The sequence below is a fragment of the Pararhodobacter zhoushanensis genome, assembly GCF_003990445.1.
Classification (GTDB): Bacteria; Pseudomonadota; Alphaproteobacteria; order Rhodobacterales; family Rhodobacteraceae; genus Pararhodobacter; species Pararhodobacter zhoushanensis.
Genome location: NZ_REEZ01000007.1, coordinates 111,181 through 128,734 on the forward strand (window position 1 = coordinate 111,181; position 17,554 = coordinate 128,734).

Sequence of the window (17,554 nt, forward strand, 5' to 3'; positions counted from 1 at the left end):
ACCATACGGCAAGGGCTGGCAGGGTGTGCCGGACGCGCACCATGGTTCCGCTCTGCTTGAACCGCCTGCGCTTAGGCGGCATGCCCGAAAGCGACCTCTCCCTGACCATCGCCGCCTTTGGTCGGGCTGGCGTCGGGTGACCGGTTCGGACGGCGGCGTGTCGTACCAAAAGCAAAGACCCGCCGGTTCCCCGGCGGGTCTGTCTGAGCGATCAGGCGTTGACGCCGTCAGTTCAGGTTGTTCACGGTGGCCGCAGCGGCACGCAGGACAGACATCGACTGCGTGATCAGCGGCAGCGAGGATTCTGTCGCCAGCACCACGTCGCCGGGCTGGATCTCGAATTGCTCGGCGGCAAAGAGGCCATCAGCCGAGGTCAGGTCGAGCGTGAAGATCACCTCTTGCTGACGCGGGAAAGGCCCCGTCGGGCGCACGGCCTCGGGCGGGTACTGACGCATGACCATGACGCCCTCGAGGTTGGCCCGTGACGTGGACAGGCCGCCAATCGTGGACAAAGCATCCAGAGCGCTGATCGTCTCGCGCTCGAAATAAACGACACGCTGGGTGCCCGCCGCGCCAAGCGCGATGTAGCTGCGATGATCCTCTTCGACCAGAATGCGGTCGCCGCCACGTAGCTGGATGTCATGGGCAGGGTCCGAGAACAGCTCACGGGCCGGGATCGCATAGGCGGTTCCGGCGCGGTTCAGCCGCACCAGCGGATTGCGCAGGGAAGACGCGATGCCGCCCGATTCAGCCAGCGCGCTCAAGATGGTCGGGCTGATTTCGGGCAGGGCCAGACGACCGGGGCGGGCAACGCCGGTCACCATGTCGATGGTGTTGCCTGCGCCGGGGGTGACGGTCAGTTGCACCTGACCGTCGGGGACGATCGGTGCCATCTGCTCCTGAATGTCGCGGCGCGCCATTTCGGCGGATTGCCCGGCAACGCGCACTTCGCCGACATAGGGCACAAAGACACGGCCTGCGGCGGATACGGGCACGTTTTCCATCCGCACGACCCGTTGCTCTGTCGTGGTCAGCAACGAATCCGGCTGGCTGTCCCAGACCGCGATGCTCAGCAAATCGCCAGCGCGGATGATGCGCGCGGTCGCTGACGCGCCCGTCGTGGTCCAGTTGTGGCGCAGTTCGGGATGGGCCAGCGGCCAGCTGTTGAGTTCATCCAGCGCGGCACGGCTGACGGCAAAGACCTGAACCTCGTTCGCAGGGTCATCGGTTCCGCGCAGAATCTCGCTTTGCAGCGCAGCGCCGCGCGGCATCGAGCAGCCCGCAACCAGTGCCGGGATCATCAGCGCGGCGATGGCGATGCGCGCAAAATGCAGCCCGTGTCGCCCATTCCCCGGCTCAAATCGAAGGGTGGTGTTGGTCATTGTCATCGCCACTGTCGCCTGCCTATTCCCTCAAGCAGCCCCGACCCTTTCCGGGTCTCTTTCCCTTCGGGTGAACGAAGGACGGGCGTGCGTAGGCGAGACGCTACTGCGGTTCGACGTCTGCGACAAGCGCTCTGGCGGCAAACACCCCGCAGCGGGGAGTTGGTGCAACAGTTTGCCGCCGACGGCCACGGGCGCGCAGGGCGGGCGTTGCATGGGCTAGGCAGAGGCGTTTGGGCGCATTAGCGTTGCATCAACGCATCGCCAGGGGGGGCGTCGCATGGGGGATCAACGCTATCAGGCGGATGTAGCCGTCGTCGGGGGAGGTCTGGCCGGCTTGACGGCAGCCTGCGAGTTGGCCGCGCGTGGCAAGCGGGTGCTGGTGCTGGATCAGGAGGGGCCGCAAAATCTGGGCGGGCAGGCGTTCTGGTCGCTGGGCGGGCTGTTCATGGTCGATACGCCCGAGCAACGACGGCTCAGGATCCGCGATTCTCACGCGTTGGCGCTGAATGACTGGCTGGGATCGGCACAGTTCGACGGCCCGCAGGACTACTGGCCGCGCAGGGTTGCCGAGGCCTATGTCGAGTTCGCCGCCGGTGGCATGCGCGACTGGCTGGCGGGGATCGGTATGCGCTGGTTCCCGGTCGTCGGCTGGGCCGAGCGTGGCGGCGCGCAGGCCGGGGGGCACGGCAATTCGGTGCCGCGTTTCCACATCACCTGGGGCACGGGACCGGGGGTGCTGGCACCCTTCGTGCGGATGGCGCGCGCGTATGAGGCGGCGGGCACGCTGGTCTTTGCCTTTCGCCACCGCGTCACCGCGATCACCCGCAAGGCCGGGTTGATCGCCGGGGTTGGTGGTGAGGTGCTGGAGGACACGCAGGTCGAACGCGGTCAGAAATCGAGCCGCGTGGTCACCGCGTCGTTCGAGGTCGAGGCCGATGCCGTCATCGTCACGTCGGGCGGGATCGGTGGCGATTTCGAAAAGGTGCGGCGGGCATGGCCGGTTGATCGCCTCGGCCCGGCACCTGCGCGCATGGTTGCCGGGGTGCCCGCGCATGTCGATGGCGCGATGATCGATGTCACCGCACAGGCGGGCGCGGGGCTGATCAATACCGACCGGATGTGGCATTATTGCGAAGGCATCCGCAACTGGGCGCCGATCTGGCCCGAGCACGGCATCCGCATCCTGCCTGGCCCCTCGTCGCTGTGGTTTGACGCGCTGGGCACGCGGATGGAAGCGCCGTTCCTGCCGGGGTTCGACACGCTGGGAACGCTGAAGCGCATCCTGTCGACGGGGCATGCGCATTCGTGGTTCGTGCTGACGCAGGGCATCATCAAGAAAGAATTCGCGCTGTCGGGGAGCGAGCAGAACCCCGATCTGAGCTCGGGCAAATGGCGCGAGGTGCTGAAGGCGCGGCTGGGGTCCGGCGGCAAGGCGGCAGCGCCGGTCGAGGCGTTCAAGGAACACGGGGCGGATTTCGTCGTGGCGCAGACGTTTGACGAGCTGGTCGCGGGCATGAACCGGCTGGCAGGCGAAATGGGCGATCCCTTGCTCGACGGCGCCACGGTGCGCGCGCAGATCGAAGCCCGCGACGCGCAGGTCGCCAACCCGTTCTCGAAGGACGCGCAGATCACCGCGATCAACGGCGCGCGGCGCTATCTGGGCGACAAGCTGATCCGCACCGCCAAACCACATCGCGTCCTTGACCCTGCCCACGGCCCGTTGATCGCCGTGCGCCTGTCGGTGCTGACCCGCAAGACGCTGGGGGGCATCCACACCGATCTGGACGGCGCGGTGCTGGACGACGCGGGCGACCGGATCGAGGGGCTGTTCGCCGCGGGGGAATGCGCCGGGTTCGGCGGCGGCGGGTATCACGGGTTCAACGCGTTGGAGGGGACGTTTCTGGGCGGCTGCCTGTTTTCAGGCCGCAGCGCGGGGCGGGCGGCGGGGTAGGGGGGCTAGCCCCCCTCGGCCCGTGCCGGGCCTCACCTCCCAGCGTATTTTTAGCAAGATGAAAGGGCGACGATGATCAAGGCCTGTGTGTTTGATGCCTATGGCACGCTGTTTGATGTGGGCGCGGCGGCGCGGATCGCAGCGGGCGAGCCGGGGGCTGAGGGGTGGGCCGGGAAGTGGCCGCAGATCGCGGCTGACTGGCGGCGCAAGCAATTGGAGTACACCTGGCTGCGCGCGGTGGCCGGGGCGCATGCGGATTTCTGGCGCGTGACGCAGGACGGGCTGGACTGGGCGCTGGAGAATGCCGGGCTCAGCGATACAGGCCTGCGCTCGCGGCTGTTGCAGCTGTACTGGGATCTGGCCGCGTTTCCCGAGGTTCCGGCGATGCTGGCCGCGCTGGCGGCGCAGGGGCAGCGGCTGGCGATCCTGTCGAATGGCTCGCCGGGGATGCTGGACGGGGCGGTGCGCTCGGCCGGGTTGGGCGGGGTGTTCGAGGCGCTGTTCTCGGTCGAGAGCGTGGGGGTCTTCAAGCCGGACCGCCGGGTTTATGAACTGGTTGGTGCGGGGCTGAAACTGGCACCCCAAGAGGTGCTCTTTGTGTCATCGAACGGCTGGGATGCCTGCGCGGGTGCGGCGTACGGCTTTGCGACGGTGTGGGTAAACCGCGATGGCGCGCCTCGCGACCGGCTGTTCGGCAGCCCGCAGCATTTGCTGTCGGATCTGGCCGCGCTGCCGGGGTTGGTGGAAACCCTTTAACCTGTAAAGTTTGCGCTGGCAGCATCGGTTTGCGCTGCCTAAGGTGCGGGCATGAGCCAGATTTTCGACACCCGCTATTCATGGTCCCGCCTCGCCCTGTCGCTGGGGATTGCCACCGTCGGCAACGTCGGCATGTGGTCGATCATCGCCTTGTTGCCCGCCGTTCAGGCCGAATTCGGCGGCGGTCGCGGCGATGCCTCGGTGCCCTATACGCTGACGATGGCGGGGTTTGCGTTGGGCAATCTGGTGCTGGGCCGGGTGGTGGACCGCTTCGGTGTCAGCGTAGCGCTGTCGCTGGCGGCGCTGCTGTCGAGCTTTGGTTACGTGCTGGCCGCGCTCAGCCCGACGATATGGTTGCTGTCGGGCGCGCAGTTCCTGATCGGGCTGGGGACGGCGTGTTTCTTTGGGCCCTTGCTGGCTGATATTTCCCTGTGGTTCCGCAAGCGACGCGGCATCGCTGTCGCCATCGCGGCCAGCGGCAACTATCTGGCCGGGGCGATCTGGCCGCTGGCGCTGTCCGGTGTGCTTGCGGCGAGCGGCTGGCGTGCCGTCTGTTGGGTGCTGGCCGCCCTGGTCCCCGTCGTGGTCATCCCCGCCGCGCAGTTCCTGCGCCGCCGGGTGCCTGCCGAAAGCATGACCGCCACCGCGCAGGCGACCAGCCTGATCCCGCGCCGCGCCCCCTACTCGCCGCGCACGCTGGCGTGGATGCTGGCACTGGCCGGGATCGGCTGTTGCGTGGCGATGTCGATGCCGCAGGTGCATCTGGTCGCCTTCTGCGTGGACCTTGGCTATGGCCCTGCCGTCGGGGCCGAGATGCTCAGCGTGATGCTGATGGGCGGCGTGGTGTCGCGGCTGATCTCGGGATTCATCACCGACCGGCTGGGCGGCATCCCGACGTTGCTGATCGGCTCGGTCGGGCAGATGATCGGGCTGTTCTTGTACCTGCCGTTCGACGGGCTGGTCTCGCTTTACGTCGTCAGCCTGATCTTTGGCCTCAGCCAGGGCGGCATCGTGCCCGCCTATGCGATCATCGTGCGCGAGTACATGCCGGCGCGCGAAGCCGGTGCGCGGGTGGGCTTTGTCATCATGGCAACCATCGTCGGCATGGCGCTGGGCGGCTGGATGTCGGGCTGGATCTATGACGTCAGCGGGTCGTACACGATGGCCTTCGTGAACGGCATCGCATGGAACCTGCTGAACATCGTGGTGATCCTCACCATCCTGCTGCGCAGCAGGCCGGGACGGGCCACGGGGGCGCTGGCCACAGCGTGAACGACAAAAAAAGGGACGGTCCAAAGGACCGCCCCGACTTTGAAAAAAACTATATCAATGTGTCAAAGCTTAACTCTGCCGCCGCCGCACGCAACTGTGACTTCTGACAGGTCAGGTCGGTAAAAGGTGCTGTGCGACCGCAATGGCGATCGCCTCCGCGCGCGAGCGGGCAGCAAGCTTGCGCCGCGCATTGTCGAAGTGAAACCGCACGGTGCGCACGCTGATCGCGGCCGATTGGGCAATTCCCGCGTCGCTCAGACCCTGTCGCGCCAGAACCAGAATCTGGGTTTCGCGCGGGCTGAGCGTCTCGGTCACCTCGCCGACGCTCTGCGCGGCACTGAGCGCGCGCAGGCGGTCATGGGTATGCTCGGCGATAAACTGTAGCCGGGCGCGGATCTCGGGCGTGGGTTCGGGGGCGTTGCCGACAAGACAGCAGACCCCGGTATAGCCCCGCGCGCGAAACACCGGCACGATCAGGCCGCTGGGCAACCCGAGTCCGGCGGCGAAATCGAGCACCTCCAGCTCTTCTTCCGTGGGCGCGAAACCCATGCGGCCCTGTCGCAGCTCTGTCACCGTAAAGGTCTGGCTGGTCTGCGCCAGCGCGCGCAGCGTCGGGTCGCGGCGGCCGAACTGCCGGTCGAAATAGGCGGCGCGCCATTCCTCGGGCCAATTGGTGACCATGAAGCTTGACGGATAGGGATCCTGCGGATGCGGCACCGCGCCAATGGCATAGACCGAGTAGCCCAGCGGCGTGATCAGCGCGAGCATCTCGGCACAGACCGCGCCGATGCTGTGCATTGCGCAGATCCGTGCGGGATACTGGAAGATATCGGTCACGCCCTGTGGCATCCTAATGCTGTCCTTTGCCTGCGAGCCTGCCACAGCAAGGCCTGAACGCCTAGCACCCAGAGGTCGCATATCCCGGCTTTTCCGGGCTGGCACGATGGCCTAGCATGAAGGTTCACAACCGGGTGCCCGCCATGCCGCATGACCACCACGACCATGACAATCACCTTGATCCGATGGACGCCCGCGTTCGCGCGCTAGAGACGATCCTTGTGCAAAAGGGCCTCGTTGATCCCGCCGCCGTGGACGCGATCATCGAAACTTACGCGCACAAAGTCGGCCCGCAGAACGGGGCGGCGGTGGTTGCGCGGGCGTGGAGCGAACCTGCGTTCGCCGACTGGCTGGCGCGCGATGCGACGGCGGCAGTGGGCGCGATGGGGTTCACCGGACGGCAGGGCGAGCATGTGAAGGCGGTGTTCAACGCGCCCGGTCTGCATCACGTCATCGTCTGCACCCTGTGCTCGTGCTATCCGTGGAGCCTGCTGGGCCTGCCGCCCGTGTGGTACAAATCGCCCGCCTATCGCTCACGCGTGGTGATCGAGCCGCGCGCGGTGCTGGCCGAGTTCGGGCTGGTTCTGCCCGAGGCCACGCAGCTGCGCGTCTGGGATTCCACCGCCGAGCTGCGCTATCTGGTGGTGCCGATGCGCCCTGAAGGAACCGAGGGCTGGACGCCCGAGCAACTGGCCGAGCTGGTCACGCGCGAGAGCATGATCGGCACCGGGCTGGCACGGGTGCCGGCATGAACGGGCCGCATGATCTGGGCGGCAAGATGGGCTTCGGTGCGGTCGCGCCCGAGGCAAACGAGCTGCTGTTTCACGCCGATTGGGAAGCCCGCGCACTGGGCGTGGTGCTGGCCTGTGGCGCGCTGGGGAAGTGGACGCTGGATGAAAGCCGACATGCGCGCGAGAGTCTGCCGCCGGTGGTTTATTATGCTTCGAGTTATTACGAAATTTGGACCCGTGCGTTGGAAGTCCTGTTGCAGCGTCACGATCTGCTGACGGCTGAGGAACTGGCCGACGGTCAGGCGCAAACGCAAGATCCCCACCCCAAGCGCCTCTCGCCGCAGGCGGTGCCCGGCGCTCTGGCGCGCGGTGGCCCCTGTGACCGGCCGGTCGCAACCGCGCCGCTCTTTGCGCCCGGCGACCGGGTGCGCTGCCGCAACGCGCATCCGCGCGGCCACACGCGGGTGCCGACCTATCTGGCCGGGCATACGGGCGTGGTGGAGTCCGAGCACGGCGGTTTCGTGCTGCCCGACACCAACGCGCATGGGCAAGGCGAGCAGCCGCAACGCCTGTACACCGTCGTGTTTGATGGGGCCGAGGTGTGGGGACCGGACAGCGAGCCCGGCCTGACGATCAGCGCCGATCTGTGGGAGGGGTATCTTGAGCGCGCCTGACCAGCCCTTTCTGGCGCCGTGGCAGGCGCAGGTCTTTGGCCTGACCGTCGCGCTTAGCGAGGCGGGACTGTTCAACTGGCCCGACTGGACGCAGGCGCTGGGCGCGCAGCTTGCGACGGGGGCCGAGTATTGGGACGCCTGGCTGCAGGCGCTTGAGGTCATCCTGACGCAAAAGGGCGTCGCCGTGCCCGATGAGATCGCCGCTTTGGCGCACCGCTGGCAGGACGCCGCGCATGCCACGCCGCATGGCCAGCCGATCCTGCTTGAAAACGCATCCGGCTAGTCTGTACAGGACTGTTCATAATGCGGATCGCGTGGTAGCGAGGGCTATGCAGAACCGTAATCTTCCCACGCCCGGCCTGGGCCTTGCCACCCTCGGCGTCGTCTTCGCGTCGGTGTGTTTCGGCCTTGTGCCGCTGTTCGCCCGCTCGCTGACCGACGCCGGGATGCCGCCCCACGCCGTCGCCTTTGCGCGCTACCTGCTGGCCAGCGCGCTTCTGGCACCGCTGGCGTGGCGGGTGCGCGATCAGGGGCGCACGCTGTTCTGGGCGCTGGGGGTCGGTGTGCTGATGGGGCTGGGGTGGACCTCGTATGTCAGCGCGGTGCAGGTGGTGCCAGTGTCGACGGCGGGCGTGCTCTACATGACCTATCCCGCCTTTGCGCTGCTGTTCGCGTGGCTGCTGTTCGGCGAGCGTCCCGGCGGTCGCGCGATCTTTGGCGCGGCGATGATCGTTGCCGCTGCTGCGCTGGTCACCACCCCCGGCGCGGTTGCGCCCGAGTTGCTGCCCGCCTTGCTGCTCTCGCTCGCCGCGCCCGCCGGGTTCGGGCTGGGCATCGCCGTGCTGGTGCACCGGCTGAACGCGATCCCGGTGCTGGTGCGCATCGGTGTTATCTCGCTGGGGTCGGTGCTGGGCCTGCTGCCGCTGGTGCTGGCGACGCCCATCGCGCAATTGCTGCCGGTCGATGGCTATGGCTGGCTGATGGTGCTGGGAATCGGGCTGGGAACGGCGCTGGTGCCGCAGCTTGTCTATACCGTCTGCTCGCCCATCGTCGGCACCGCACGCACCGCCATGGCGGGCAGTATCGAGCTGCCGGTGATGTTCGCTGTCGGCTGGCTGGGCTTTGGCGAAGCGCTGCACCCGGCGCAGGCAGTGGCCTGCGTGCTGGTGCTGGCGGCGATCCTGCTGACCCCGGCGCGCCAGCCGCGCAGCATCGCCGCCGAACACGATTAGGCGCGGTGCATCACCTCGACGCCCAGCACGGTCGGCAGGTGGCGCGCGATCTCGCTCCAGCTGTCGCCATCGTCGGTTGACGCGAACACGCTGCCCGAGTTGGTGCCGAAATAGATCCCGGCCTTGTCCGCCTTGTCCGTCGCCATGGCCTGCCGCAGCACGGTGAAATAGGCGTCGTCGGGCAGGCCGTCTCGCATCGGCTCCCAGCTGTCGCCCGCGTTGCGAGAGCGCCAGATGGTCGCCTTGCCCTCTGGCGGCGTGCGCCCGCCCCATTCGCTGAGCGGCAGCACATAGAGCGTGTCAGGATCGCTTGGGTGGGCCGCAACGGGGAAGCCGAATTTTGACGGCAACCCGTCGCTGATCTCATCCCAGCTGCGCCCCTCATCCCTGCTGCGGAACACGCCGGTGTGGTTTTGCATATAGAGCGTCTGGGCGTCCGCGCTGCGCGTGATGTTATGCACGCACAGGCCAATATCGGACTCGCATTGGCCGGTGACCGGGTGCGGCGTGGCGGACAGGTTGGTGCGCCGGTTGCGCCGTTCCCATGTCGCGCCGCCATCCTCGCTGGCAAAGACCCCGGCGGACGAGATGCCAACCAGCAGCTTCTCGCCCTCGCCCAGAATGGTGTGCAGCACCAGCCCGGCGCCGCCCGGCTCCCAGCTGTCGGCCGAGGGATGATCGGACAACCCCTGCACCCGCTGCCAGCTGTCGCCATTGTCATGGCTGGCGTACAGCGCCGCCGGCTTTGCCCCCGCATAAAGCGTGTCGCCCACCCGGCCCAAGGCCCAGAGCGCGGTGATCTCACCCTTGAACGGCGCGTCCGGTCCCGGACCGCGTCCCAGCATTTTGCGGAAGTCTTCGTTCTGCGCCAGCATCACGTCCATATGGCCATTCGCCAGCATCATATGCGTCCAGCTGGCCCCGTGATCATGGGATCGGAAAACCGCCGAGCCTTGCCATTCTCCGCCCGCTGCGGCCCAGATCGTGCCGGTCTGGGGATCGCCAAGCGCATGGGCGACCGGCCAGCCGTCGCAGAACGGCCCGGACAGCGTCCAGTCCTTGCGGGCTTCGTCCGAGTCGACCAGAAACAATCCCTTGCTGGTGGCTACAAGCACCGTCACCTGTCCGCCCATTACCCTCTCCCGTGCAGAATCGGCGAGAGGAAGCGTAACATGGGTTTTGGCGCGGGCAGGGGGAAATTTCTTGACAGTTTCCCGGCCGCCTTCAATATGACGAATGATTCATGTTTCAGGAGCGCCCATGCCCGAGGCCAGCCCCAACCGCCCGGCACCTGCCCGCCCGCGTACCCCCAAACCCCGCACGCGGCGCGGACAGGACACGCGCGACTCGCTGATCAAGGCGGCCGAGGCGGTGATCGGCGAGGTCGGCTTCGCTGCCGCCTCGATCGCGGACATCACCCGCCGTGCCGGGATCGCACAGGGGACGTTCTATATCTACTTTCAGTCCAAGGACGAGGTATTTCGCGAACTGGTGCTGGAAATGGGCAAGCTGACCCGTGGCTTTCTGGCCGATGCCGTCGCCGATGCTCCCGACCGTCTGACCGCCGAACGCCGGGGTTTGCGCGCGTTTCTCAGCTTCGTGGCCGAGCGCCCGGCGCTTTACAACATCGTTATGGAGGCGCGCTTTGTCGCCCCCGATGCCTACCGCGCCTATTACACCACCTTCGCGCGCGGCTATGCCCAGAACCTCGCCGCCGCCGCGCGCGAGGGAGAAATCCGCGACGGCGATGCCGAGGTCCGCGCCTGGGCGCTGATGGGCATGGCCGTGACGCTGGGCGAACGCTTCGCGATCTGGGAGAGTGAGGTTGATCCCGATGCGCTGGTGACCGAGGTGTTCGATATGTTGGAACGTGGGTTGAAACCATGAAACGGAGCGGGTTGCCGCCATGGGCCTGATCCCCGACCTTGCCGCCCGCCGCGCCCAGCTGACGCCGGAGGCGCTGGCATTCCGGGACCATGAGACGGGCGAGGTGTGGTCCTTTGCCCGCGTTGATGCCGCCGCCGCCCGGCTGGGTGCGGCGCTGCTTTTGCGCGTGCCTCGTGGTGCGCGGGTGGCGATCCTGTGCCACAACCGGCCCGAATTCTTCGTGGCCCTCTTCGCCTGTCAGAAGGCCGGACTGATCCTTGCCCCGCTTAACTGGCGTCAGCCGGTGGCCGAGCTGAAGCCGGTGCTCGAAAGCGTCAGTTGCACGCTTGTGCTGCACGACGAAACCTTCGCCGAACCCGCCGCCGCTCTGGGCGTGCCGGTCATGGCGTTGGAAATCCCGGATGGCCCGGCCCTGCCCCCGGTGCAGGTCGATGACGCGGAGCCGTGGTACGTGCTCTTTACCTCGGGCACCACGGGGACGCCAAAGGCGGTGATCCAGACGCCGCGCATGGTGGTCGCGAATGCGATGAATATCGCGCAGGCGATGGGGCTGGTGGCCGAAGACCGCACGCTCAACTTCCTGCCGCTGTTCCACACCGGCGGGATCAACCTGTTCACCATGCCGATCTTCCTGTGGGGCGGCTCGTCGCTGGTGCTGCGCAAGTTTGACGCGCAGGCGCTGGTGGCGCTGATCGCCCAAGGTGCCGTCACGCAGTTCTTCGGCGTCCCGGCGATCTATCAGGCGCTGATGCAGATGGACCTGTCGGGCGTGGATCTGTCGCGCCTGCGCGGCTGGGCCTGCGGCGGCGCGGCGCTGCCCGAGGCCACGATCCGCTTTTTTGCCGACAGGGGCGCGGTGATCTGCAACGGGTTTGGCATGACCGAAACCGGGCCGACCGGCTTCCTGATCGACCGCGCCGCGGCGATCACCAAGATCGGCTCGGTCGGCAAACCGCAGATGATGACCGAAGCACGCCTCGACGGCGTGGCGGATGGCCAGCCGGGCGCAGGCGAGCTTCTGCTGCGCGGGCCCACGGTGACACCGGGCTATCTGGACAACCCAGGCGCGACGGCGGCGAGCTTTACAGCAGACGGCTGGCTGAAATCCGGCGACGTGGCTGAGCGCGACAGCGACGGTTATTACCGCATCATCGACCGGATCAAGGATATGTATATTTCGGGCGGCGAGAACGTCTATCCGGCCGAGGTGGAGAAGGTGCTGATCACCCACCCGTCGGTACTGGACGCCGCCGTGATCGGGGTCAGCGATGCCAAATGGGGCGAGAGCGGCGTTGCCTTCCTCATCGCCCGGCCCGGGCAGCCGGTGGATCCTTACGCGCTGACCGGCTGGCTGCGCGAAAGGCTGGCGGGGTACAAACTGCCCAAGGCATTTCACATCGTCACCGAGTTTCCCCGCACCGCCGCTGGCAAGGTGCGCAAGCCCGAGCTGCGAAAGCTGGTGCCATGATCGAAGCACAGTGGACACCAACACAAGCCGAGTTCGACGCCTTCGCGCGGATCTCGGGCGATGATAACCCGATCCACGTCGATCCTGCCTTCAGCGCCCGGACCCGGTTCGGGCGCACGGTCAGCCACGGGATGCTGATCTACGCCAAGCTCTGGGCGATGGTGCGCGAGACCCGCCCGGGCGTAACGCCTGTGTCGCAGGCGATGATGTTTCCGAACCCGGCCTATGCAGGAGAGCCGCTGGTGTTGCGGCTGGAGGAGGGCGAGGACGGCCTGACCCTGACCGCGACCCGCAAGGCTGACGGCGCGGTCTGCTTTCAGGGCCGTGCGGTGCTGGTATGAAAGTTGGTGAAGTTGCCGAAACCACCCGCCGCTACAGCGCGCAGGACATGGCCGATTTCGCGACCCTCACCGCCAGTGCGCCGCCGGACCATGTCCCCGAACCGCTGATCGCTGCGCTGTTCTCGTATCTGCTGGGGGTCAGGCTGCCGGGGGCTGGCACCAATTATCTCAAACAAAGCCTCGCCTTCACTGGTCGTGCCGCAATCGACACCACGCTGACCGCGCGCGTTGAAATCACTCGTGTGCGGCCCGAAAAACACCTCGTCGATTTGCGGACCACCTGTCATAGCGCTGATGGGACGCTGATCTGTGACGGCCGAGCGCTGGTGCTGGCGCGCGACGTCACTACCTGAGGGATCTTGCGGAGCGGCTGCGCCGCACGCCTCTTGAGCGCCGCATGCGCGGCGCGCGTCAGGGGGCTTTCAGCCCCCTCTTCGGCCAAGGCCGAATTCACCCCCGAGGATATTTAAAGAGCAAAGAAGCGCGCTTAACTCTTCGTTAAGGCTTCTCTTTGCTCTGGAAATATCCTCCAGGGGGGGGCCGGGGGGATGGAAAATCCCCCCGGGGTCGCGGCTTAAGCCGTGCTTTGGAAATGGGAGATGACCTCGGCTGTGGTGGTCGGGTCTTCGAGATTGGGCGCGTGGCCGCAGCTGTAAAGAGTCAAGGCGCGGCCGAGCCGGCTGTGTTGCGCGATCCAATGGCCGGTTGCCGTTGGGTAAACCCGGCTTTGCGCGCCGTGGAGGGCGAGCAGGGGTTGGCGGATGACGGACAGCTGCTCGCGCAGGTCCACAGCCGTCAGCGAGTCCCAGAAGCGTGTCATTTGTTCCGGATCCTGCGCGCGGATGCGGGTCTCGGCCTTGGCGAGGGACATCAGGGGACAGCCTTCGGGGCGGGCGAACATGCCTTGGGCGATGGCGTGGGCCGAGGCGGGCCAGTCCTGACGGAAACGCCGGGCGCTGCGGTTGGCCTTGTCGCGGGTCTGCCCGCGCATAGCGAAGTCCCAGCCGGGGGCGGGGAGCGGGCAGGGAGACATGTCGAGCGAAATCATGCGGGCGATGCCCTTTCCGCCCTGCGCGAGATAGGACCAGCCGATGAGCGCGCCGAGGGACCAGCCGACCAGCGTGGCACCATGCAGCCCGTGGTCGTCGATCAGGTCGCGCAGTTGCGCCACGCCACCCTCGACCGACGGCTCGTACCCCGTGGTTCCGCCGTGGCCGGGCAGATCGGGGGCATAGCAAGCCCCCTCAAGCCGCTGTGCCACCGGCCCCCAGATGTCGCCCGTCATCGTCCAGCCGTGCAGCAGGATCACCGGCGCGCCCGCGCCCCAGCGGTGCAGCGCCGTGGCCGGTGTCACCGCGTGCCCCTGAGCCGTCCGACGATGCCGGTGGGGAAGAAATAGACCGAAAGGATGAACAGCACACCCAGCCACAAGAGCCAGCGGTCGGGGCTGAGCAGGTCGGGGATCAGGGGCAGCGAGGCCGTCGCCTCGGACAGCCCGCCCATCAGCGATTTGAGGTAGTTCTGCGCCAGCACGAAGATCGCCGTGCCGACCACCGCGCCATACATCGTGCCCATGCCGCCGATCACCACGATGAGCAGGATGTCCATCATGATCTCCATCCCCAGTGTCGTCGCCGGGCCGACATAGCGCAGCCAGAGCGCGAACAGCGACCCGGCCAGTGCGGCGATCATCGCCGACAGGCAGGTGGCCATAGCGCGATAGAGCACGACGCGGTAGCCGATGGCCTCGGCGCGGAAGGCGTTCTCGCGGATGGCTTGCAACACGCGGCCAAAGGGCGAGTTCACGATCCTGAGCATCAGGAGGAACAGCGCCAGACAGGCGGCAAAGACCACGTAGTAATTGAGGATCTTGCCGGTGATCCGGGTGCCGAACACCTCACCCAGCCGGAAAGCCGGGGTCAGTTCGCGCGGGATGCGGATGTTCATGCCATCCTCGCCGCCGGTAAAGCCCGACAGCTGGCTGACCAGCACCGCCACGGCCGAGGCTATTGCCAGCGTGATCATCGCAAAGAAGATCGCCCGCACGCGCAGCGACAAGAGCGCCACCAGCAGCGCCACAACGCCCGCCACCGCCATGCCGACCAGCGCGCCGATGAGCAGCGCGCCATAGCTGGTGCCCATCCGGTCGGTGGCGATAGCCACACCATACGCGCCCATACCAAAGAACATCGTATGCGCAAAGCTGACGATGCCGCCATAGCCGAGCAGCAGGTCATAGCTGGCGACCAGCACGATGAAGATGCAGATCCGTGCGGCGGTCTCCAAGGACCGCGAACCGGGGAACAGGAAGGGGGCAAAGGCCAGTGCCACCAGTACCGCTATCAGCAGCACCGAGAGCACGATGCTTTTGGGGGGATCACCTGAGAGAAGCCGCATGATTTATTTCGCCTTTACCACAGGGACCATGCCCATGGGCCGCCACATCAGGATCGCCACCATCAGCGCGATGTTGGAAATCAGCGCCAGTTTGGGTTCCAGAAAGGCGGCGTAGTTCTGCACCAGACCCACGGTCAGCGCGCCGATGAAGCAGCCCTCGACCGAGCCGAGCCCGCCGATGATCACCACGATGAAGACAAGGATCATGATCTCGTTGCCCATATGGGCGGTGATGACCTCCTGATAGAGCGCCCACATCACCCCGCCGAGGCCCGCCAGTGCCGAGCCGGTGACAAACACGCCGACAAACACGCGGGTGATGTTGTAGCCGAGCGCCTGCACCATCTCGGGGTTCTCGACCCCGGCGCGCACGATCAGCCCCAGCTTGGTGCGGCGCAGCACGGCGCGCAGGGACAGGAAGACCAGCAGCCCGACGGCAACCGCAACCAGCCGGTATTTCTCAAGCGCCGCGCCGGCGAAAGTGATCGCGCCTTTGAGCGTTTCGGGCCGGGCGATGACGATCTCATGCCCGCCCCAGATCACGTAAATCAGCTGTTCGGCGACGATCAGGCCGCCCATGGTCACCAGGATCTGCTTGAGGTGCGAGCCATAGACCGGGCGCACGATGAAGCGCTCAAACGCAAAACCGATGCCGCCGGTGACGATCATTGCGGCCATGACGGCCCCGGTGATGGCCAGCAGGTTGAGCAGCAGTGAGGGCGCGCCGGTCATCGTGCCGAGTGCCAGCAGCACCGAGGTGCCGACGAACGCGCCGAACGAGATGAACGCGCCGTGGCCAAAGTTGATGACGTCCATCAACCCGAAGACCAGCGTCATGCCCGAGGCGATGACGAAGATCATCATGCCCATGGCCAGACCCGAGACGGTCAGCGTTAGCCATGAACTGCTTGAATCGATAGCGAAATACCCCAGCACCATCAGCACCGGCACCAGCAGATACGGCAGCCAGGGTTTCAGCCGCTCGGACAGCGGCAGGCGGGTGAGGGTGGGGGCGTGGCTGGGCGCAGCGCCCGGGGATTGCGCGCTCATGCGTGCTCCATTTTCAGGCCCATCAGGCGTTCTTGCAGGGCGGCGTCGGCTTTGAGTTCGGCCATTGCGCCGGACCAGATGATCTTGCCGTCGTCCATGACCACGACATGATCGCCCAAGGCGCGGGCGAGCGAGAAGTTCTGCTCGACCATCAGGATCGACGCGCCGCGCGCTTTGAGATCCTTGAGCGCACGGGCGAGGGTGGCGACGATGGCGGGGGCGAGGCCTTTGGAGGGCTCGTCGATGAGGTAAAGCTCGCGGTCCTCGACCACCGCGCGGGCGACGGACAGCATCTGCTTTTGCCCGCCCGACAGCGTACCCGCCGCCGAGTGCCAGAAGGTTTTCAGCGCGGGAAAGGCGCCGAAAATCCACTCCAGCCGTTCAGGGTCAGGCGCGCCGGTGAGGGCGGCGAGGCGGATGTTTTCCTCGACCGTGAGGTCGGAAAAGATGCCCATATCCTCGGGCACGAAGCCGATACCGCGCCGGGCGATCTGCGAGGGGGTCTGTCCGTTGATGGCCGCGCCGTCGAGCAGGATTTCCCCGGCATGCGGCTTCCACAGGCCCATGATGGTGCGCAGCGTCGTGGTCTTGCCCGCGCCATTGCGGCCCAGCAGCATGGTCACACCGCCGCGCGGCACATCGAAGGTGACGCCGTGCAGGATGTGGTATTGCGCGATGTCTGTCTTGACGTCGCGCAGGGACAGGATGGGGTCAGACATCGGTCAGTTCCTTGCCCAGATAGGCCTCTTGCACCACGTCCGAGGCCATCACCTCAGCCGGCGCGCCATCGGCCACCAGTGCGCCGTTGTGCAAGACGATGATCCGGTCGGCGAGGGAACGGATCACGTCCATCTTGTGCTCGACCAGCAGGATGGTGGTGTCGGCTTCGGCCTTGATCCCGGCGATCAGGTCCAGAATGACCGGCGCTTCCTCGACCGACATGCCGGCGGTGGGTTCATCGAACATGAAGACGCGGGGCTTGAGCGCAATCATCGCCGCCACTTCCAGCTTGCGCTGGTCGCCGTGGCTGAGCGCACTGACGGTCTGGTGCGCCAGCGAGGTCAGGCGCACGCGGTCGAGCACCGCTTCGGCCTCGGCGATCAGGTCGCGGTGGCCCATCGCCATGGTCCACAGATTGAACCCGCGCCGCTCGCGCGCCTGTACGACCAGCCGGACGTTCTCCAGCACCGTCAGGCGCGGGAAGAGGTTGGTCAGCTGGAACGCGCGGCCCAGACCGGCCTCGGTCCGCGCGGCGACGGGAAGGCGGGTGATGTCCTGCCCCAGCAGCTCGACGCGGCCCGAGGTGGCGCGGATCTGGCCGGAGATCAGGTTGAAATACGTGGTCTTGCCCGCGCCGTTCGGCCCGACGATGGCGGTCAGCTGGCCGGGGGTGAAGGCGCAGCTCACATGGTCCACGGCGACATGGCCGCCAAAGCGCACGGTCAGATCCTTGGTGACAAGCGAGGGCTGCATGGGGGCTCCCTTGGTTCGGAGATGCGAGGCTTGGGCCGGTCGCCTGTGGCGCGCGGCGGATGCCTCCGGCGGGGATATTTAGAGACAGATGATGGGGGGC

The 17,554-nt window shown here is 66.7% G+C and carries 19 protein-coding genes; 11 read left to right on the top strand and 8 right to left on the bottom strand.

Annotated features, from left to right (window positions below; translation table 11 throughout):
* Positions 1-227: 227 nt before the first annotated feature.
* The gene (locus tag EAE28_RS15900; RefSeq protein ID WP_164736661.1) at positions 228-1,382 is read right to left on the bottom strand and encodes a polysaccharide biosynthesis/export family protein; all 1,155 of its coding nucleotides are present in this window, start codon (positions 1,380-1,382) and stop codon (positions 228-230) included.
* Between the two features lie 280 nt (positions 1,383-1,662).
* On the opposite strand from EAE28_RS15900, the gene EAE28_RS15905 reads away from it, so the two are divergent.
* The 3 genes from EAE28_RS15905 (at position 1,663) to EAE28_RS15915 (ending at position 5,364) form a co-directional block, all read left to right on the top strand.
* Complete coding sequence (locus tag EAE28_RS15905; RefSeq protein WP_127108027.1) at positions 1,663-3,336, top strand: FAD-binding dehydrogenase; 1,674 nt, start codon at positions 1,663-1,665, stop codon at positions 3,334-3,336.
* 72 nt (positions 3,337-3,408) lie between these two features.
* Complete coding sequence (locus EAE28_RS15910) at positions 3,409-4,092, top strand: haloacid dehalogenase type II (RefSeq protein WP_127108029.1); 684 nt, start codon at positions 3,409-3,411, stop codon at positions 4,090-4,092.
* A gap of 51 nt (positions 4,093-4,143) precedes the next feature.
* Positions 4,144-5,364, top strand: a complete 1,221-nt coding sequence (locus EAE28_RS15915; RefSeq protein ID WP_127108031.1) for an MFS transporter — start codon at positions 4,144-4,146, stop codon at positions 5,362-5,364.
* 111 nt (positions 5,365-5,475) lie between these two features.
* Here EAE28_RS15915 and EAE28_RS15920 read toward each other — a convergent pair whose 3' ends face one another.
* Complete coding sequence (locus EAE28_RS15920) at positions 5,476-6,201, bottom strand: helix-turn-helix transcriptional regulator (RefSeq protein WP_164736662.1); 726 nt, start codon at positions 6,199-6,201, stop codon at positions 5,476-5,478.
* A gap of 143 nt (positions 6,202-6,344) precedes the next feature.
* Here EAE28_RS15920 and nthA point away from each other — a divergent pair, with 143 nt between their 5' ends.
* Genes nthA through EAE28_RS15940 form a run of 4 tightly spaced genes read left to right on the top strand, consistent with a single transcriptional unit; the run spans position 6,345 to position 8,838 of the window.
* Positions 6,345-6,953, top strand: a complete 609-nt coding sequence (gene nthA / locus EAE28_RS15925) for a nitrile hydratase subunit alpha (protein ID WP_127108227.1) — start codon at positions 6,345-6,347, stop codon at positions 6,951-6,953.
* Positions 6,950-7,606, top strand: coding sequence for a nitrile hydratase subunit beta (gene nthB, locus EAE28_RS15930; protein ID WP_127108035.1), 657 nt, complete (start codon positions 6,950-6,952; stop codon positions 7,604-7,606). The genes nthA and nthB overlap by 4 nt, the downstream gene beginning before the upstream one ends.
* Entirely contained in the window at positions 7,593-7,889 is a 297-nt protein-coding gene (locus tag EAE28_RS15935; RefSeq protein WP_220443948.1) for a nitrile hydratase accessory protein, read from the top strand. Before nthB ends, EAE28_RS15935 begins: the two co-directional genes overlap by 14 nt.
* 46 nt (positions 7,890-7,935) lie before the next feature.
* Positions 7,936-8,838: a DMT family transporter gene (locus tag EAE28_RS15940; protein ID WP_127108039.1), complete on the top strand. Its 903-nt coding sequence runs from the start codon at positions 7,936-7,938 to the stop codon at positions 8,836-8,838.
* Here EAE28_RS15940 and EAE28_RS15945 read toward each other — a convergent pair.
* On the bottom strand, positions 8,835-9,971 hold the full coding sequence (locus EAE28_RS15945) for a WD40/YVTN/BNR-like repeat-containing protein (protein WP_127108041.1): 1,137 nt from the start codon (positions 9,969-9,971) through the stop codon (positions 8,835-8,837). The two genes, EAE28_RS15940 and EAE28_RS15945, sit on opposite strands and share 4 nt — an antisense overlap.
* Before the next feature lie 127 nt (positions 9,972-10,098).
* Between EAE28_RS15945 and EAE28_RS15950 the strand changes: the two genes are divergently transcribed.
* Genes EAE28_RS15950 through EAE28_RS15965 form a run of 4 tightly spaced genes read left to right on the top strand, consistent with a single transcriptional unit; the run spans position 10,099 to position 12,887 of the window.
* Positions 10,099-10,725, top strand: coding sequence for a TetR/AcrR family transcriptional regulator (locus EAE28_RS15950; protein ID WP_127108043.1), 627 nt, complete (start codon positions 10,099-10,101; stop codon positions 10,723-10,725).
* Positions 10,726-10,744: 19 nt separating this feature from the next.
* Positions 10,745-12,193, top strand: a complete 1,449-nt coding sequence (locus EAE28_RS15955; protein WP_127108045.1) for a class I adenylate-forming enzyme family protein — start codon at positions 10,745-10,747, stop codon at positions 12,191-12,193.
* Complete coding sequence (locus EAE28_RS15960; RefSeq protein ID WP_127108047.1) at positions 12,190-12,534, top strand: MaoC family dehydratase; 345 nt, start codon at positions 12,190-12,192, stop codon at positions 12,532-12,534. Before EAE28_RS15955 ends, EAE28_RS15960 begins: the two co-directional genes overlap by 4 nt.
* Positions 12,531-12,887, top strand: coding sequence for a hotdog family protein (locus tag EAE28_RS15965; RefSeq protein WP_127108049.1), 357 nt, complete (start codon positions 12,531-12,533; stop codon positions 12,885-12,887). Before EAE28_RS15960 ends, EAE28_RS15965 begins: the two co-directional genes overlap by 4 nt.
* 221 nt (positions 12,888-13,108) lie before the next feature.
* On the opposite strand, the gene EAE28_RS15970 is transcribed toward EAE28_RS15965, so the two are convergent.
* Genes EAE28_RS15970 through EAE28_RS15990 form a run of 5 tightly spaced genes read right to left on the bottom strand, consistent with a single transcriptional unit; the run spans position 13,109 to position 17,454 of the window.
* Complete coding sequence (locus EAE28_RS15970; RefSeq protein WP_127108051.1) at positions 13,109-13,888, bottom strand: alpha/beta fold hydrolase; 780 nt, start codon at positions 13,886-13,888, stop codon at positions 13,109-13,111.
* Positions 13,885-14,931, bottom strand: a complete 1,047-nt coding sequence (locus EAE28_RS15975; RefSeq protein WP_127108053.1) for a branched-chain amino acid ABC transporter permease — start codon at positions 14,929-14,931, stop codon at positions 13,885-13,887. Before EAE28_RS15975 ends, EAE28_RS15970 begins: the two co-directional genes overlap by 4 nt.
* Positions 14,932-14,934: 3 nt before the next feature.
* A complete protein-coding gene (locus tag EAE28_RS15980) occupies positions 14,935-15,981 on the bottom strand; it encodes a branched-chain amino acid ABC transporter permease (protein ID WP_127108054.1) in 1,047 nt (348 codons plus the stop codon).
* Positions 15,978-16,700 carry an ABC transporter ATP-binding protein gene (locus EAE28_RS15985; protein WP_127108056.1) on the bottom strand — a complete coding sequence of 241 codons (723 nt, stop codon included), beginning with the start codon at positions 16,698-16,700 and terminating at the stop codon, positions 15,978-15,980. Before EAE28_RS15985 ends, EAE28_RS15980 begins: the two co-directional genes overlap by 4 nt.
* Positions 16,693-17,454: an ABC transporter ATP-binding protein gene (locus tag EAE28_RS15990; RefSeq protein WP_127108058.1), complete on the bottom strand. Its 762-nt coding sequence runs from the start codon at positions 17,452-17,454 to the stop codon at positions 16,693-16,695. The genes EAE28_RS15985 and EAE28_RS15990 overlap by 8 nt, the downstream gene beginning before the upstream one ends.
* Positions 17,455-17,554: the final 100 nt, after the last annotated feature.

Bases quoted from the DNA above. Each gene is read 5' to 3' on its own strand.
- EAE28_RS15900 (WP_164736661.1), bottom strand. From the start codon at position 1,382: ATGACCAACACCACCCTTCGATTTGAGCCGGGGAATGGGCGACACGGG.
- EAE28_RS15905 (WP_127108027.1), top strand. From the start codon at position 1,663: ATGGGGGATCAACGCTATCAGGCGGATGTAGCCGTCGTCGGGGGAGGT.
- EAE28_RS15910 (WP_127108029.1), top strand. From the start codon at position 3,409: ATGATCAAGGCCTGTGTGTTTGATGCCTATGGCACGCTGTTTGATGTG.
- EAE28_RS15915 (WP_127108031.1), top strand. From the start codon at position 4,144: ATGAGCCAGATTTTCGACACCCGCTATTCATGGTCCCGCCTCGCCCTG.
- nthA (WP_127108227.1), top strand. From the start codon at position 6,345: ATGCCGCATGACCACCACGACCATGACAATCACCTTGATCCGATGGAC.
- nthB (WP_127108035.1), top strand. From the start codon at position 6,950: ATGAACGGGCCGCATGATCTGGGCGGCAAGATGGGCTTCGGTGCGGTC.
- EAE28_RS15940 (WP_127108039.1), top strand. From the start codon at position 7,936: ATGCAGAACCGTAATCTTCCCACGCCCGGCCTGGGCCTTGCCACCCTC.
- EAE28_RS15945 (WP_127108041.1), bottom strand. From the start codon at position 9,971: ATGGGCGGACAGGTGACGGTGCTTGTAGCCACCAGCAAGGGATTGTTT.
- EAE28_RS15950 (WP_127108043.1), top strand. From the start codon at position 10,099: ATGCCCGAGGCCAGCCCCAACCGCCCGGCACCTGCCCGCCCGCGTACC.
- EAE28_RS15955 (WP_127108045.1), top strand. From the start codon at position 10,745: ATGGGCCTGATCCCCGACCTTGCCGCCCGCCGCGCCCAGCTGACGCCG.
- EAE28_RS15960 (WP_127108047.1), top strand. From the start codon at position 12,190: ATGATCGAAGCACAGTGGACACCAACACAAGCCGAGTTCGACGCCTTC.
- EAE28_RS15965 (WP_127108049.1), top strand. From the start codon at position 12,531: ATGAAAGTTGGTGAAGTTGCCGAAACCACCCGCCGCTACAGCGCGCAG.
- EAE28_RS15975 (WP_127108053.1), bottom strand. From the start codon at position 14,931: ATGCGGCTTCTCTCAGGTGATCCCCCCAAAAGCATCGTGCTCTCGGTG.
- EAE28_RS15980 (WP_127108054.1), bottom strand. From the start codon at position 15,981: ATGAGCGCGCAATCCCCGGGCGCTGCGCCCAGCCACGCCCCCACCCTC.
- EAE28_RS15985 (WP_127108056.1), bottom strand. From the start codon at position 16,700: ATGTCTGACCCCATCCTGTCCCTGCGCGACGTCAAGACAGACATCGCG.
- EAE28_RS15990 (WP_127108058.1), bottom strand. From the start codon at position 17,454: ATGCAGCCCTCGCTTGTCACCAAGGATCTGACCGTGCGCTTTGGCGGC.